Source organism: Maribacter stanieri, assembly GCF_900112245.1.
Classification (GTDB): Bacteria; Bacteroidota; Bacteroidia; order Flavobacteriales; family Flavobacteriaceae; genus Maribacter; species Maribacter stanieri.
On the sequence record NZ_FOYX01000001.1, the window covers coordinates 678,921 to 694,800 of the forward strand.

Consider the following 15,880-nt stretch of genomic DNA (forward strand, 5'->3'; position numbering starts at 1 on the left):
AAGATTTATCAATTAATTATAGCACAAATCTGAGCAGTTCTGTAACATTAACTATTCTATACCCAGCTCTCCAAAAAAGGAATCTAACTCTAACTTAAACAACGTACCACTAATTAAATCTCTGATTTCTATAGCCTCTTGATAGCTTACTGCAAAAGTTATTTGGTGGGCAGGACTATTCAATAAAAGAGACCTACACGATTCTTTTGTTTTACAATCACCACACAGATTACCTTTTCCATTCTCTATGGTGTTCGTAATACATTTAGAAAAATAGCGTAATTCACTTTGCGTAAGCAGTAGGCCAATATCCCTGAAAATTACCTGAACTTTGTTTGATTGACTGGGTTTATCTTTTTTCCACTGAAAGGCTATTCCAAAATCATTTTGGTATATAGGTTTGATATCGTTCATAAGAATCTACATATTTAGTATAAATATATGAATCTTATTTAGAATAATTATAAATAGTAATGTTAAATGGTGATTTCTATCTGATTACCTTCTGGATCTAAGACCACGCTTTCGTAATAACCATCTCCTGTAGTTCTGGGTTCGCCGGTAATTGTATACCCATCTGCACGTAATTCATCGGTCAGGGAATTAACTTTCTCTTTTGACCCCACCGACATTGCAAAATGTATAAATCCCGTACGTGTCGTATCAATATTAGACGACTTACCAATACTTGGTTTATACATGATTTCTAATCTTGCACCATCGGTAAATCTTAAAAAGTAAGATGAAAATTCTTTGGTAGGGTTATAATATTTCTCTCCAGATACAGCATTAAAATATCGTTCATAAAATGTTCGCATCATTTCTAAGTCTGTAACCCAAATAGCAATGTGCTCTATTCTCATTTTATATCCTTTAGCTTCAATTGAATACTAATATTGCCTTGCCATTCATTTTCATCCAACGAAAAAACAGCATCAAAAGGTTTTCTGCCGGTAACTAACGATAATTTATCTCCCATATTAAAACCAATACCGTCAATTCTATGGCTGTCTTCTTGTACTACCGCAATTTTTAAATGTGCCTCTTCTTTACCTACACCTTTAGCATAGCCGGTATCGTGTACATTTTCTGCCATAAAAGTTGGAGACATATTACCTGGTCCAAATGGAGCAAACTGTTTTAAAATTCGCATTAATTTCGGATTAATATCCTTCAACTCTATAACCGCATCAATCGTAATTTCAGGAATCAACATCTGTGGATCAATGGTTTCCTTAACCACTTTCTCAAACTGATGTTTAAAGTTGTTGTATTGATCTTCTAACAAGGTTAACCCAGCTGCATATTTATGACCGCCAAATTGTTCTATATAATCTGCACATCCTTCTAGAGCATTGTATACATCAAAACCTTTTACCGATCGTGCCGAAGCAGCCAATTTATCTCCACTTTTAGTAAAAACCAATGTAGGTCTATAATAGGTTTCCGTCAATCTAGAGGCTACTATACCAATAACCCCTTTATGCCAAGAATCTTTATAGACTACAGAAGTGAAACCTTCTTCCTCTTCATTGTCTTGAATTTGTACTAAAGCTTCTTGGGTAATTTCTTGATCCAGCCCTCTTCTATCTGTGTTAAACGTTTCAATTTCAGAAGCGAATTTTATAGCTACATCCATATTCGTTTCCGTCAATAGATTTACGGCATGTTGGCCATGTTTCATTCTACCAGCAGCATTTATTCTGGGGGCAATTATAAACACTACGTCTGTAATGGTGAGAACGCTTTTGTTGATTTGATCAATAATAGCCTTGAAACCAATTCTAGGTTGCTGATTGATAACCTGTAAGCCATAAAAAGCTAATATTCGATTCTCCCCAGTTATTGGTACAATGTCTGCTCCTATTGCAGTTGCCACTAAATCAAGGTAATAAATAACATCATCAATAGTATCTCCTCTTCGAGAACCTAATGCTTGAATTAATTTAAATCCGACACCGCACCCACATAATTCATCGTACGGATAGTTACAATCATCCCTTTTTGGGTCTAGAATTGCAACGGCATCAGGTAAGTCTTTACCTGGTCTGTGGTGATCACAGATTATAAAATCAATGTCTTTTTCTTTTGCATAAGCCACCTTATCAATAGCCTTTACTCCGCAATCTAAAGCAATGATTAATGTAAATCCGTTATCCTCAGCAAAATCAATTCCCTTAAAAGACACGCCATAACCCTCTGCATAGCGATCCGGAATATAGGTTGCTACATTGGGGTAATAGCTTAACAAATAAGATGACATTAAAGCAACGGCAGTTGTACCATCTACATCATAATCTCCGTAAACCAAAATGTTTTCACCATCTGCAATTGCCTTTTCAATTCTGGCAACGGCAATATCCATGTCTTTCATTAAAAAAGGGTCATGAAGGTCACTTAGTTGTGGGCGGAAAAAATTCTTTGCTTCTTCGAAGGTAGAAATACCTCGTTGTAATAACAGTTGCGCCACCAATTTATCTACCTGAAGCGCATTTGCCAAGGCATCAATGTCTTCTTGTTTCGGTTTCGGTTTTATGGTCCAGCGCATTTTAGAAGTTAAAGTGTTCAGTAATCAGTAACAGGTGGCAGTTACAGTTCTCATAATATAATCTACGTCGTCTTTGCGAGGTACGAAGCAATCTCTCACTTAAGAAGACAAAACAAACAGATTGCTTCGTACCTCGCAATGACGTATTATTTCTTATGAAAAATAGTCTTGATATCCAGCTCAGCAAATTGTCTGAACATTTCCATTACACCACAATATTTTTCAATAGATAGATCTACCGCTCTTTGCAGTTTTTTTTCATTCAAGTTTTCACCATGAAAATGATATTCTATAACTACTTTATCATAAAACTTAGGATGCTCATCTGTAAGATTGGCAATTGTTTCAATATGAAACTCATCTACTTCAAGCTTCATCTTTTTAATCAATGCAGCTACATCTAAACCAGAACAACCTGCTAACGAAGAAAGCATTAAAGCCTTTGGTCTAAAACCACTACCATCACCGCCATCTTCCTTGGCAATATCTATTCTTAATGAATGTCCTGAAGGATTGTTACTTTCGAAGGACATGTTGCCCAACCATTTTGTGCTAATATGATTTGTTGTGCTCATAATTTTTTGTTTCTTGTAGAATACAAAAATACAACAATATAGGCTGTTATATGATCCAACAAATAGATCAAAGCAGCCAATACTTGGTTAACTCATCTTAAATAAATACTTAAAAAACACGTATGGCATTAGTAACACCGCTTGACCCAAACCATGACCCAGAAACTAAAGAATTAGCAGCGTTTTTCAATGAAACTCTTGGTTTTTGTCCAAATTCTGTTTTGACAATGCAGCACAGACCTGCCATATCTAAAGCATTTATAAACCTCAATAAAGCCGTGATGGCCAATGAAGGTCGCGTAACTTCTGCCCTTAAAAGAATGATTGCATGGGTAAGCAGTAATGCTACGGGTTGTAGGTATTGCCAAGCTCATGCTATTAGAGCTGCAGAACGTTATGGAGCAGAGCAAGAGCAATTAGATAACATTTGGGAATATAGAACTCATTCAGCATTTTCAGATGCAGAACGTGCCGCTTTAGATTTTTCTCTACAGGCTTCTCAAGTGCCTAACGGAGTTGATGCCGAAATAAAAGAGCGACTTTACCAACACTGGAACGAAGGTGAAATTGTTGAAATGCTAGGCGTGATTTCTCTCTTTGGATATCTTAACCGTTGGAACGATTCTATGGGAACATCTATTGAAACCGGAGCCGTAGACAGTGCAGACCAATACTTAGGAAAACATGGTTGGGAAAAAGGAAAGCATGATGGATCGGTTTATTAGAAAATAGCAGTTAGTTAAATTAAAAGTATGTCGTTGGGTGGTACCAATGAGATACTTTTTTTTTAAAAATCATTTAATGATACAATTAAAATTATTTTCCATTTGAATTTTAGGTTATAGATTTATAACAATAAAACTATTATATTTGTCATAATGTAAAGTATTGTTTACTTTTAGTATAAAATACTGGAGTTATGAATTTTCAAATTTTGCCAAATAGATTTAAGACCATTGGATTATTTCTCTTTATAATTGGTTTTGTAATACCTTTAATATTTGCATTTACCAGCGGTTTCTCTGAACCCTATACCTCTAATGAAACATCACGTCTAACAGAAAAAGTAATTGATTCTTCTTTATCGAAATTGTTAGATATTCTTTCTATCGTGGGAATGTTAATTTACATGTTATCAAAAGAAAAAGTTGAGGATGACTATATCATTAAACTTAGATTAGAGTCTTATCAATTAGCTACAATACTATGCCTAATTATAATATTTATACTTCATATCGTCAACAATGAAATGATATTTAATGTCTCTGATATTATTTATGCATTCATAATATTATATTTAATTACATTTTATCTTAAAAAGAAGATTATTGTATGAAAAATCTAGTCAAAGTAGAAAGAGCAAGACTAGATTGGACACAAGCACAACTAGCAGAAGAATTAGGAGTTTCAAGACAAACTATTCATGCAATTGAGAAAAATAAGTTTAATCCTTCAGTAATTCTAGCAATTAAAATGGCAAAATTGTTCAACGTAACAGTAGAAGAATTATTTAGCATCGAACAAGAATAAAACCTGTTAATTATTAAACAACTAGTCCAAAATCTTAGCAACCAATTCCTGCAACTCACCAACAACATCTTCCTCGAACCAAGGATTTTTACTACGCCAAAAGCGATTTACAGGTGATGGATGTGGTAGAAGAAAATATTTAGGCAAGTATTCTTTGTAATGCAATACATTTTCGGTCAAGTTTTTTTTGGACTGCTTCCCTAAATATTGATCTTGAGAATATTTACCGATTAAAAGAATCAATTTTACATTAGAAAACTGTTCCCAAACACGTGAATGCCATAAGGGAGCACATTCCTTTCTTGGTGGTAAATCGCCCGTTTTTCCTTTACCAGGATAACAGAAACCCATGGGCAATACAGCAAAATTATCGGGATTATAGAATACCTCTTCGCTTACACCAAGCCATTCCCTTAATTTTCTTCCGCTTGGGTCGTCCCAAGCTTTATTTTCTACATGTGCCTTTCTACCTGGTGCCTGACTTACTAATATAATTTTAGAATTAATAGTACCTGCAACAATAGGTCTTGGTTCTAAAGGCAAATGTGCCTTACAAACCTCGCATCCTCTTATTTCAGATAATAAACCTTCCATCTTATTTTATTTATGGTCATAACCTTCCCAATTATTGTAGACGGAAATAATTCGTACTAATTTGACAGACCTAAGTACGCCCCTTAAATCAATTTTAATGCCTCACCATCAAAGCTTAAACCATCAAACCCCGTATTCATAAAACTTCTAATATTTTGATGCGAACTTCCTTTTAAATCAAGAAGCACTTCATCAAAATAATATGCTCCAAAACAAGCCAAGGTTTCCTCTTTTGTAAGTCCTTCTTTTACTGCAAAAGAAAATAATTTACAAGAACCCGAATTTTGACCAGCATCATTACTTACTGTTCCGTTTGTGTATGCCGTAGGTGTAAAAATGTATTTAGAATCTATAGCAACCATTGTTTCTGAAAAGGAAATATCCTTTGGACTAGCAGCTAATTTTTTCTTAAAATCATCTAATGTCATCGTTAATACTTTAAGCCTTAAATAGGGTTAATATTTAAATATTGATATTCAAATATAACGAAACCCTATTTTTAACCTCTACTTTTCCTTCGTTCAAATTCTGAGAGATAGGAATCATACTTGAAATGCCCAGCGCATACCTGTTATAGTTAGTTTCTAAACCAAATCTCGCGAAATATACATCACCTCTGGTATCAGGAACTGTTAGATTGAATTCTCTATTTTCCTCAAAAAATTCAGCCCCTAATCCAAACTGTGGAGTAAGGGAAACTGACGGAGAAACATAAAATGTTTTATAGGTGTTTACTGCAACATTCCATTGGTTACCGAATAAATAATTTTTACTGTTCTCTGTTTTAATAGTGTAATTTAACAATGCAGATAACCCCCAATTTCTGTGGGTAACTCCATAATTGGCCGCTAAAATATAATCCCAACTACCTGTGCCCAACTGAAAACTTGGATTAACACTGCCTTCAATATTAGCAGCATCAAAACTACCGGTAGGTAATTTTACACCAACACCAATTTGAAAAACATGTTCCGGTTTTATGGAAATAATACTATCTGGAGTTTGCCGTAGTACATTGTAATATGCCAAAACAGTAGCATCACCTACGCCCGTTATGGTCTGCTCAGTATTATCTGCAAAGGTTCTGTTATGAAAATGATACGGCAACAGGGCATTGATCAATACCCTTTTCCCAACCGGGAATTTTCCCCAGGCCTGTACCGTATTGAAGTTTTCGTTGATCCAAGGGGAATTATCAAAAATACCATCTCTTGAACGATACTTCTGACCTATATATCTCAACCCTACGAAATTATTGTTCAGCCCTGTTCCAAAACCCATGCTACCACCGTTACCCCCGCAACCACAGGTGTCGCAGAAATATTCAAATTCGGTATTTTTCCAAATACAATAAGATCCTACTTCTGGCAAATCATTTGCTTTGGCACTTAATAGTCCGCCAAGCAACAACATATATATTATAATCTTGTTCATTTTTTAATATTCTGAAAATCGTTCGTCATTTATAAAAGTCTCATCTGTCAGTAGTTCAAAGAAGGCCAATAGTCCTTCTTTTTCCCTATCACTTAATGCTATTCCAAGTCCGTCATCTTTTCTTAAAGAATCATCCAATGTTTCTGAATCTACCACGCCATTGGTATAAAAATTTAGTACGGATTCTAGGCTACCGAACCTACCATCGTGCATGTAAGGAGCCGTTAGCGCTACATTACGTAAACTGGGCACTTTAAACTTATAATTATCATTAACACTACCGCTGACCTCAGCCCTACCAACATCGTTCAATTGAGGATTGGGAGGCAATCCATTGTTTCTAAAACTACCATCGGTAAATAAATCAGTAGCATGGCAAGTGGCACACTTTTGTTGAAAAACCGTTAAACCATATGCTTCAACTTCGGTTAATTCCCCGCCCTCTTCATTTCGTACAAACTTGTCATACTTAGAATTTGAGGAAATCATCATGACCATAAACTGGGATAAGGCTTTTAAAAAATTCTCGGCGTTTACACCACCTTCTTCAAAAGCATTTTCAAACTGTTGCTGATATTCACTGTCCGCTATGAGTTTATTGATGACTCCTGTCATGGTCTCCCCCATTTCTACCTCATTGGTTATAGGTATAATTGGAAAAAGGTCTAAATGAGATGTAGCACCATCCCAAGCAAATTCATTAAAAAATGCCATGTTAGAAATGGTAGGCGTATTTCTTGTGCCTTCCAAATCATCTACACCGTGACTAAATTGATGACCGTGGTGGGTGAATGCAAAATTTTGCTCATGGCAGAACCCACAAGAGATAAACCCGTTGGAAGAGAGTTTACCATCATAGAACAATTTTTTGCCCAACTCAAAACCTAATTGTGTTGGCGGATTGGCTTCTATGTCATACACCAAGTCAGGAAAATTCTCAGGAACTTCTACCGTCAACAAGGTATTCTCCAATGGTAGATATTCCTCATTATTGCAGGACACCAAACACACTAACAGCAATACCCAAAATAGATATTTCATCTGTTTTAAATTTAAAACAGGGCCGCTAAAACTAAGCGACCCCATATGTGATTAATGTGAGTGTTCTGATCCGTTATGTACGTGATCTACCGTAAACATACTTGCCGTATTTAAGGCCACCAATGGTGACTTTTCTTCGCTTACCATAATTACCGACTGTTCAGAAAGTGATAATTTATGCGCTCCGTCTAAAATAGCATTGGCATCTGCCACTAGGTGAACAATGGGAGACATTTCATCACTTACCAAAGCATCTGTACCCAGGCTTAGGGTAACTTCCTTATAATTATCCAAGCTTGAACCATGACTACCCATATGCACTTTAAAATCTGTTGTTTCGGTCACGGTTTCCGAAGTAAACGTTCCTTCGAAATTTAAAAACTTATAGCCTGCCTGCCATGACCACATCATATTGGTCTCTTCGGCTACGGTTAAAAAATCGCCCTGACCTTCAGCACCTTGAAGGTACTTTTCTTGATCTACACCCACACCAAAAGTGATAGACACATAGGTTCCCGCAGGTATATTCTCTAACACTACCTCTGTATTACCGGTTTCTTCACTGGTAACAAAGTAGCTGTCATCTTTTTCATAAGTAAAGGTTTCACCTTGATCATTGGTTAAACGAAAATTACTGACAATATAATTGAGCCTTGTAATTGTCAATGTTTCATTTTGGGAATTGGTATAGCTAGATGTTGCCAGTAAAAGATCATCTGATCCCACACTGTTATCAAACTCAATCGTTACACTGTTCTCGCCAGTTAACTCCGTAGCAGTATCATCATCGCTGCTACAACTAACGAATACGGTTAATACTAAGGTTATTGCTAATATTTTATATATAAATTTCATCTTTTGATATTTTATTATGAATGCAGAAGCCATGTAAAGCTGGCTTGTTACATTCTTGTCATTGTAATGGTTTCACCTTATGCACAGGCATAAGATATTTTTAAATAAAATAATTGATCAGTTACCCCCGACTTCAGGATTTGAGTCGTGGTAATAACACATAGCTGGGCACCACTTTAAATAAGCTTGCCTAATCTATAATGCTATTTAGGAGATGAAATTTGGTGGACGAAAAACAGTAGATATAAACTGTTGTTCGTTCAAGTTAGGATGCATTGAAACCAAAGCTGTTTTGATCAATACACTTTCAAAATCAACATCAAGAATATTTACAAAGCCAATAGGATATTCGCGAAGATCGGCAGAAGGTATATCTTGATGATCTTTTTCTTGTTGCTCTTTGATCATTTGTGCCAAGTAACATTTACCATCACAATTAAGCATGGGCTTGTCTTTATTGATACACAGTACTTCAGCAATATAATCTTGATTTATCACATATTCTAACACAGGCAATACTGGCTTTACCATTGCAGTGAGATAAAGAAGAATAAAGGTATATGTGAGAATTTTTTTCATGCTAAACTGGAGTAAAGGTAATTCTCATTTTGAAAATTTCTTAATTATTTCTCCAAATTAACACTTAGGGCTATTGATTTTGAATGATTTGGGTGAACAGCGTTTTATGAGTATCAGATAATCAGAAAAGAAACGTTATATTTCAATATACAAACCCTTTTGCATTTATAATATGAGCAATAGACTCCTAAGGTTATCTTCGATTAAATTCACATTTTCATTCTTGTTTATCTTTATTATAGCCTGCTCTTCAAATGAGGACATCGTTATTGATAATGATGATGATCAAATAACCGAGGAGGTCGAAGAACCGGAAGAAGAAATTGTAGAACCTTTACCAGAAGGACCATCAGAGCAAGAAATATTGCAATCAAAGAATGATTTACTTCAGCTTTTAATTGAGAATACATTAAACAATGGAGTAAAAAAGACTTGGCACATTTCAAGCGCTTCATTAGTTAATGCTACGGGGACATTAGATATTACCGCTAATAGCAGCATTTTGGATGATGAATTTATTTTTACATCTTCTAATTCTTCCGATGAAGTATCAGGTATTTTAACCTGGAAAAAGAGAAAAGGTATAAACCATATTGCCGATGCAAATTCATCAGTCGCGAATGATAATTATTCGTCACCTGTTGAGCTTGACTTTATAATTAATGATAATATAGAAATAGTACATCCAGATTTTACACTGATCAAGGACACTGAAAATACAATTACCGGTGAAATTATAATTGATGAAGCCACTAATTCCAAGTTAATGGTTTCATTGGTCCAAAAAACTAGTGACGATTATAAAATAGCTCCGACTAACATTAACTTTAAAACATTTGCAAATTTCAACAATATTACCAGCTATAATAAAACTACTGGATTTGTAGGGAGCAATAACACCAACAGTTTATATCTATCTTACCGTGATGATAGCAGTTACCCAAGAGTTAGAAGGGTCTACAAATATGATATTAATTCGCAGGTTTTGGATTCTACCGAAATTACGTATAATGGTTCTGAATTTACTTCAAGCAGATTACATTTAATTGATGATCAATTAGTGGTTGTGGGTTCAGGACGAGTATCAACAATGAAAAATACATTAGATTCTGAAATTAGTACCTACCCATATTCTTCTAATTTATCAAGAGCTGGTTCTACAGCGGTCGATTCTCAAGTGTATTTACTTGGAGGAGATTTAACTGTTCTAGACAATCCAAAAGTTCCTTTCAAAATTCGAAGTTTAAACAACAGCACTTATGATTTACAAGATGTTTTTACAATAGAGGAATCAAGGACTATTGCAGAAGGAGAAATAGTTGATTCTGATTTATATGTTTTTGGCGGATTAGTTGAGAACTCAAATCCATATGAATTAATTAAAACCGGTTATAAATACAACCTGGATAATGGCTCTTTAGATTATTTTGATTTACCTAAAGGAATATTTGAAACTACAGCTTGCAGATATGAGAATCTAATCTTTGTTTCAGGTAAATTACCTTTTGTGGAGAATGAGCCAAACTTCTTTTTTGGTGTCTTAAATGTAGAAACAAATTCTTTTATAGAAACCTCTATCAATTTTGAAAGTATAGATCCGAGTTTAGTGGATATTGAAGGCTTAACTATTGTTAACGATACTTTATATATTGCTGTAGAAAATATTTCAAACTCTAAAATTGTTGTAGAATATGTAGATCTAAATTCACTTTAATTTAAGTGTAAAACTATTATTTATTCCCCCCAACCACAATTACTATTTCTCCTTTTGGTGGTTTCTCAGTAAAGTGTTTCAGAACTTCTTCGGCAGTACCTCTAATTGTTTCTTCATAAAGTTTTGTCAACTCCCTTGATACGGAAACAGGTCTTTCAGCTCCGAAGTATTCTACAAAATGAGCCAAGGTCTTCAATAATTTATGCGGAGATTCATAAAATATAATGGTACGTGGTTCTTCTGCCAATAGCTTTAAACGGGTTTGTCGCCCTTTCTTAACCGGTAAAAACCCTTCAAAGACAAATTTATCGTTAGGCAGTCCACTATTAACCAAAGCAGGAACAAAAGCTGTTGCACCTGGTAAACATTCTACCTCAACACCTGCTTCAACACAGGCACGTGTCAATAAAAAACCAGGGTCAGAAATTGCGGGCGTGCCAGCATCTGATATCAAAGCAATGTTCTCACCTCCCTTTAATTTGCCAACTAAATAGTCTACCATATTATGCTCATTGTGCATATGATGACTTTTCATTTGAGTACCAATCTCAAAATGATGTAATAACTTACCACTTGTACGGGTATCTTCAGCAAGAATAAGATCCACTTCTTTAAGAATTCTAATTGCTCTTAAAGTCATATCCTCCAAATTGCCTATTGGTGTTGGCACTAAATAAAGCTTTCCCATTTATTTTTAAAGTAAAAAACCCAACACAAGTGCTGGGTTTGTGATACACAAAATTATCATTATTAAGAGAATCTTCGAGATACTAACTCAATAAATCGTTCTTCAAACGGTTCTTTTCCAGCCCAGTTATTGTAATCTGGTTTTACCATATTCTTTATAAAAGATATAGAACGTTCTTCTGAATCTATCGTATTCAATTGAGATAATACACGGTTATAATCTTCCATACTATTATTAAACAAATGCTTTACAAATGCCAAACGGTCATTTAAGTCAACCTTTACATTGCTTTTTGCCAAACGATCATTCAATGATTTTGGTGCTGCACTAGTTTGTTTTAAATCTTCTTTTGATGGCATAAAGAGTTCCTTGTCATTTTTCATCAAATCTGGCTTTGACATAAACTCAGCCAAAACATCCTCTAAATCATCATTACTAGGCATTTCAGATATGAAACCTTTTATGGTTTCCATACCAGGGTGCTTAACTATATCCTCATCATGCGGATTATTCTCCGGTACTCCTGTGTTTCCCTTTAATACCGCGGTTGCCATTTCTTCAAATTTTGCCGCAATAGCATTTTTGGAAACATCAACTTCCATATCATTTAGTTCAACCTCAATAAACTTAAGCACAGCAAGTTTCTCATATAGGTTTTTAGAAACCTCATACAAATTTGTTACATCATCTAAATTATCAGCAGTCAAAATTTCTGTAGATAACTTTCTCAATTCCAGTTTCAACTTATTTTTCATCTCACAATTTTTACGGTAAAGACCTAAATAGCGGGTTTTTTAAATACCTTTATCATTCTTAAATAATAAACGAAAAACCCATTATTTTCGTCTAAAATTACAAAATGTTTCTTGAAAACACAGTTAATCCTAAAGAACAATTCGGCTGGATAGAAGTCATTGCCGGGTCAATGTTTTCTGGAAAGACAGAAGAATTGATTCGTAGACTTAAAAGAGCACAGTTTGCCAAATTAAAGGTTGAAATCTTTAAGCCAATGGTAGATACACGCTATGATGATGAAATGGTGGTATCTCATGATGCCAACGAAATTCGTTCTACGCCCGTACCCGCCGCTGCCAACATTAGAATATTGGGAGACACATGCGATGTTATCGGTATTGATGAAGCCCAATTTTTTGATGACGAAATAGTTACTGTTTGCAATGACCTAGCTAATAAAGGTGTTAGAGTTATTGTAGCTGGTTTGGATATGGACTTTAAAGGCAAGCCTTTTGGACCTATGCCCGCTCTTATGGCTACGGCAGAATATGTTACTAAAGTACACGCCATTTGTACCCGTACTGGTAATTTGGCCAATTACAGTTTTAGAAAATCTAATAACGACAAATTGGTAATGCTAGGTGAGGTAAATGAATATGAGCCTTTAAGCCGTGGTGCATATTATAAAGCTATGCTTAAAGAGAAAGTGAAAACGATGGATGTAAAATCTGAGGAGATTGATACAGTCAAAAAGAATGCTAATGGCTAAGGCAGAAGAGACCGTTTTAGAGATTGACCTAAAGGCACTTGGTCATAACTACAGATATTTACGCTCTAAAATAAAGCCTGAAACTAAATTTATGGCAGTCGTTAAGGCATATGCTTATGGCAGCGATTCTGTTTCTATTGCTAAACATTTGCAAGATTTAGGTGTTGATTATTTCGCTGTAGCTTATGTAAATGAAGGCATTACTTTAAGAGAAGGTGGTATTACCGCACCTATTTTAGTACTTCACCCACAAAAAATTCATTTTAAGACTTTAATTGAACATCGTTTAGAGCCAAGCATATACTCTAAAGCTATATTGGCAGATTTTATAGCGACAGCCCAGAAATTGAATACTTTAGATTATCCAATTCATTTAAAATTTAATACGGGACTAAATAGGTTAGGTTTCTCTGCGGATGAACTCCCAGAAATTTCAGTCCTTATACAGCAACAACAAGCGGTAAAAATTATTGCTATATTATCGCATTTAGCTGCCACCGAGGATAGTAAAGAAACGAAATTCACCAACCTTCAATTACACCGTTTCGATGCTATTTGCCAGCAGGCAGATGCTTTATTTAAAACCAAAACTTTAAAGCATGTATTAAATACTTCTGGTATTATCAACTACGCACATGCCCAGTATGATATGGTGAGAAGTGGCATAGGACTTTATGGTTACGGCAATGAACCTCATGTTGATGAAGCATTACAACCTGTAATGACTTTAAAGACTATCATCGCCCAAAAGCATAGTATTCCTTCAGGGGAATCTGTAGGTTATAATCGTAAATACAAATCGAGCTCGGAAACCGTTACCGCTACTTTACCCTTGGGTCATGCAGACGGTATTGGTAGACAATATGGACAAGGTAAAACCTTTGTAAGCATAAATGGTCATATGGCTCCTATAATAGGAAATGTTTGTATGGATATGATAATGGTAGACGTATCAAATATAGAGTGTAGTGAAGGTGATGAAGTTATTATCTTTGGCAAAGAATTACCGGCAAATACATTTTCCCAAACTGCAGAAACAATATCATACGAACTTCTTACTGGACTCTCTCAACGTATTAAGCGGGTTTTAACAAACTGATTTATTAACATTTCATTAAGGTTTGAGCTTTTTTTAGTAAATTGCGGTACTTATTTATATAACCATTAATAATAAACACAAGAACATGTTAAAAGAATTTAAGGATTTCATCATGACAGGTAATGTCATAGATTTAGCCGTAGCCGTATTACTTGCCGGTGCTATGGGATTAGTAGTTAGCGGTTTTGTTGGCGACATTATGATGCCAATAGTAGGACACTTTGCAGGAGGTGTAGATTTCGCTGATTTGAAAGTTGTATTAGACGAAGCTGTTGTTGCCGCTGATGGTGCAGTAACTAAGCCAGAAAATGCAATTCTATATGGTAAATGGATCAATGCTATTATCAATTTAATTATCGTTGGTTTTGTATTGTTCATGATCGTTAAAGCTTATAACAAAACAAAAACTCCACCAGCTCCAGTTGAAGAAGCTCCAAAAGGACCTACTGCTGAAGAATTATTGGTAGAAATTAGAGATGCTTTAAGAAAGTAATTTATAATACTCCCTAATAAATAGGGAACCGTTGCACTGCAACTAACAATAACTAAAACCGTCAACTTTGTTTCGCTAACATTGTTGACGGTTCCTTTTTTGTTCAATATTCTAAATAGTACAATGTTATAAATAAAACATTTTGTTATATTTTGATTATTCTTTTCTTTTTTACTTGTGTAAGTACCAGTATTACCTATTTTTGCCGCTTAATATAATTGTTTAACAAATGAAAGTAGCTGTAATTGGTGCCACAGGCATGGTTGGCGATGTAATGTTGAAAGTATTGGCTGAACGTAATTTTCCATTAACGGAATTATTATTAGTTGCCTCTGAACGTTCTGTAGGTAAGAAAATGACCTTTAAAGGAAAAGAGCATACGGTGATAGGCTTAGCAGATGCTGTAGCCGCTAGACCAAATATTGCTATATTTTCAGCAGGTGGTGACACCTCTCTAGAATGGGCTCCAAAATTTGCGGAAGTTGGTACGACTGTAGTAGATAATTCTTCTGCTTGGAGAATGGATCCTACTAAAAAATTAGTGGTTCCTGAAATTAATGCTCATGAGCTTACCGCTGAAGACAAAATCATTGCAAATCCTAATTGCTCTACAATTCAGCTAGTAATGGCATTATACCCATTACATAAAAAATATAAAATGAAACGCGTTGTAGTTTCTACATACCAATCCGTTTCAGGTACTGGTGTAAAAGCTGTTAAACAACTTGAAAATGAAATTGCAGGTGTACAAGGTGAAATGGCATATCCTTACCCAATTGGTAGAAATGCATTGCCTCATTGCGATGTTTTTATGGAAAACGGTTACACTAAAGAAGAGATGAAACTGGCTCGCGAACCTCAAAAAATATTAGATGATCGCACATTTTCAATAAGCGCTACAGCAGTTAGAATACCTACTGCTGGTGGTCATTCAGAATCTGTAAACGTTGAATTTGAAAATGATTTTGAGTTAAACGAGGTTCGAAGATTGTTAAATGAAATGCCCGGTGTAACAGTTCAAGATAATCCTGATACCAACACCTACCCAATGCCAATTTATGCACACGATAAAGATGAGGTTTTTGTAGGGCGTTTACGTAGAGATGAAACTCAAAGAAACACTTTAAATATGTGGATTGTTGCCGATAACCTTAGAAAAGGTGCTGCAACAAACGCTGTACAAATTTCAGAATATCTAGTTGAAAAAGGCTTAGTATAAATTATAC

At 35.1% G+C, this 15,880-nt stretch carries 19 protein-coding genes; 7 read left to right on the top strand and 12 right to left on the bottom strand.

The window, feature by feature from the left end:
* Positions 1–51: 51 nt before the first annotated feature.
* The 4 genes from BM296_RS03005 to BM296_RS03020 all read right to left on the bottom strand — a co-directional run bounded on the left by BM296_RS03005 (position 52) and on the right by BM296_RS03020 (position 3,123).
* The gene (locus BM296_RS03005; protein WP_027065642.1) at positions 52–414 is read right to left on the bottom strand and encodes a hypothetical protein; all 363 of its coding nucleotides are present in this window, start codon (positions 412–414) and stop codon (positions 52–54) included.
* 62 nt (positions 415–476) lie between these two features.
* Positions 477–863, bottom strand: a complete 387-nt coding sequence (locus tag BM296_RS03010) for a VOC family protein (protein ID WP_091901348.1) — start codon at positions 861–863, stop codon at positions 477–479.
* The gene (gene recJ, locus BM296_RS03015; protein WP_091901351.1) at positions 860–2,548 is read right to left on the bottom strand and encodes a single-stranded-DNA-specific exonuclease RecJ; all 1,689 of its coding nucleotides are present in this window, start codon (positions 2,546–2,548) and stop codon (positions 860–862) included. Before recJ ends, BM296_RS03010 begins: the two co-directional genes overlap by 4 nt.
* A gap of 146 nt (positions 2,549–2,694) precedes the next feature.
* The gene (locus tag BM296_RS03020) at positions 2,695–3,123 is read right to left on the bottom strand and encodes an OsmC family protein (protein WP_091901353.1); all 429 of its coding nucleotides are present in this window, start codon (positions 3,121–3,123) and stop codon (positions 2,695–2,697) included.
* 122 nt (positions 3,124–3,245) lie between these two features.
* On the opposite strand from BM296_RS03020, the gene BM296_RS03025 reads away from it, so the two are divergent.
* Together BM296_RS03025 and BM296_RS03035 are read left to right on the top strand one after the other, a co-directional pair.
* Positions 3,246–3,848, top strand: a complete 603-nt coding sequence (locus BM296_RS03025) for a carboxymuconolactone decarboxylase family protein (protein ID WP_091901357.1) — start codon at positions 3,246–3,248, stop codon at positions 3,846–3,848.
* Positions 3,849–4,455: 607 nt separating this feature from the next.
* Positions 4,456–4,653: a helix-turn-helix transcriptional regulator gene (locus tag BM296_RS03035; protein WP_091901361.1), complete on the top strand. Its 198-nt coding sequence runs from the start codon at positions 4,456–4,458 to the stop codon at positions 4,651–4,653.
* 21 nt (positions 4,654–4,674) lie between these two features.
* Here the strand turns inward: BM296_RS03035 and BM296_RS03040 are convergent, their stop codons facing one another.
* The 6 genes from BM296_RS03040 to BM296_RS03065 all read right to left on the bottom strand — a co-directional run bounded on the left by BM296_RS03040 (position 4,675) and on the right by BM296_RS03065 (position 9,156).
* Positions 4,675–5,247, bottom strand: coding sequence for a uracil-DNA glycosylase family protein (locus tag BM296_RS03040; RefSeq protein WP_091901362.1), 573 nt, complete (start codon positions 5,245–5,247; stop codon positions 4,675–4,677).
* 83 nt (positions 5,248–5,330) lie between these two features.
* On the bottom strand, positions 5,331–5,675 hold the full coding sequence (locus tag BM296_RS03045; RefSeq protein WP_091901364.1) for a HopJ type III effector protein: 345 nt from the start codon (positions 5,673–5,675) through the stop codon (positions 5,331–5,333).
* A 34-nt stretch (positions 5,676–5,709) separates the two neighbouring features.
* Positions 5,710–6,681, bottom strand: coding sequence for a transporter family protein (locus BM296_RS03050; RefSeq protein ID WP_143099035.1), 972 nt, complete (start codon positions 6,679–6,681; stop codon positions 5,710–5,712).
* Between the two features lie 3 nt (positions 6,682–6,684).
* The gene (locus tag BM296_RS03055; RefSeq protein ID WP_091901367.1) at positions 6,685–7,722 is read right to left on the bottom strand and encodes a cytochrome-c peroxidase; all 1,038 of its coding nucleotides are present in this window, start codon (positions 7,720–7,722) and stop codon (positions 6,685–6,687) included.
* Positions 7,723–7,773: 51 nt separating this feature from the next.
* Positions 7,774–8,577, bottom strand: a complete 804-nt coding sequence (locus BM296_RS03060) for an MbnP family protein (RefSeq protein ID WP_091901369.1) — start codon at positions 8,575–8,577, stop codon at positions 7,774–7,776.
* A 207-nt stretch (positions 8,578–8,784) separates the two neighbouring features.
* Entirely contained in the window at positions 8,785–9,156 is a 372-nt protein-coding gene (locus BM296_RS03065) for a hypothetical protein (RefSeq protein ID WP_074670646.1), read from the bottom strand.
* A gap of 172 nt (positions 9,157–9,328) precedes the next feature.
* On the opposite strand from BM296_RS03065, the gene BM296_RS03070 reads away from it, so the two are divergent.
* Entirely contained in the window at positions 9,329–10,870 is a 1,542-nt protein-coding gene (locus BM296_RS03070; protein ID WP_143099036.1) for a hypothetical protein, read from the top strand.
* 16 nt (positions 10,871–10,886) lie between these two features.
* Here the strand turns inward: BM296_RS03070 and rsmI are convergent, their stop codons facing one another.
* Positions 10,887–11,558, bottom strand: coding sequence for a 16S rRNA (cytidine(1402)-2'-O)-methyltransferase (rsmI, locus tag BM296_RS03075; RefSeq protein ID WP_091901372.1), 672 nt, complete (start codon positions 11,556–11,558; stop codon positions 10,887–10,889).
* Positions 11,559–11,620: 62 nt separating this feature from the next.
* Complete coding sequence (locus BM296_RS03080; protein WP_091901373.1) at positions 11,621–12,313, bottom strand: DUF8457 domain-containing protein; 693 nt, start codon at positions 12,311–12,313, stop codon at positions 11,621–11,623.
* A gap of 104 nt (positions 12,314–12,417) precedes the next feature.
* On the opposite strand from BM296_RS03080, the gene BM296_RS03085 reads away from it, so the two are divergent.
* The 4 genes from BM296_RS03085 (at position 12,418) to BM296_RS03100 (ending at position 15,873) form a co-directional block, all read left to right on the top strand.
* Positions 12,418–13,062 carry a thymidine kinase gene (locus BM296_RS03085; protein WP_027065633.1) on the top strand — a complete coding sequence of 215 codons (645 nt, stop codon included), beginning with the start codon at positions 12,418–12,420 and terminating at the stop codon, positions 13,060–13,062.
* Positions 13,055–14,161 carry an alanine racemase gene (alr, locus tag BM296_RS03090; protein WP_091901376.1) on the top strand — a complete coding sequence of 369 codons (1,107 nt, stop codon included), beginning with the start codon at positions 13,055–13,057 and terminating at the stop codon, positions 14,159–14,161. Before BM296_RS03085 ends, alr begins: the two co-directional genes overlap by 8 nt.
* Before the next feature lie 85 nt (positions 14,162–14,246).
* On the top strand, positions 14,247–14,654 hold the full coding sequence (gene mscL / locus BM296_RS03095; protein ID WP_091901378.1) for a large conductance mechanosensitive channel protein MscL: 408 nt from the start codon (positions 14,247–14,249) through the stop codon (positions 14,652–14,654).
* A gap of 229 nt (positions 14,655–14,883) precedes the next feature.
* On the top strand, positions 14,884–15,873 hold the full coding sequence (locus BM296_RS03100; protein WP_091901380.1) for an aspartate-semialdehyde dehydrogenase: 990 nt from the start codon (positions 14,884–14,886) through the stop codon (positions 15,871–15,873).
* Positions 15,874–15,880 lie beyond the last annotated feature (7 nt).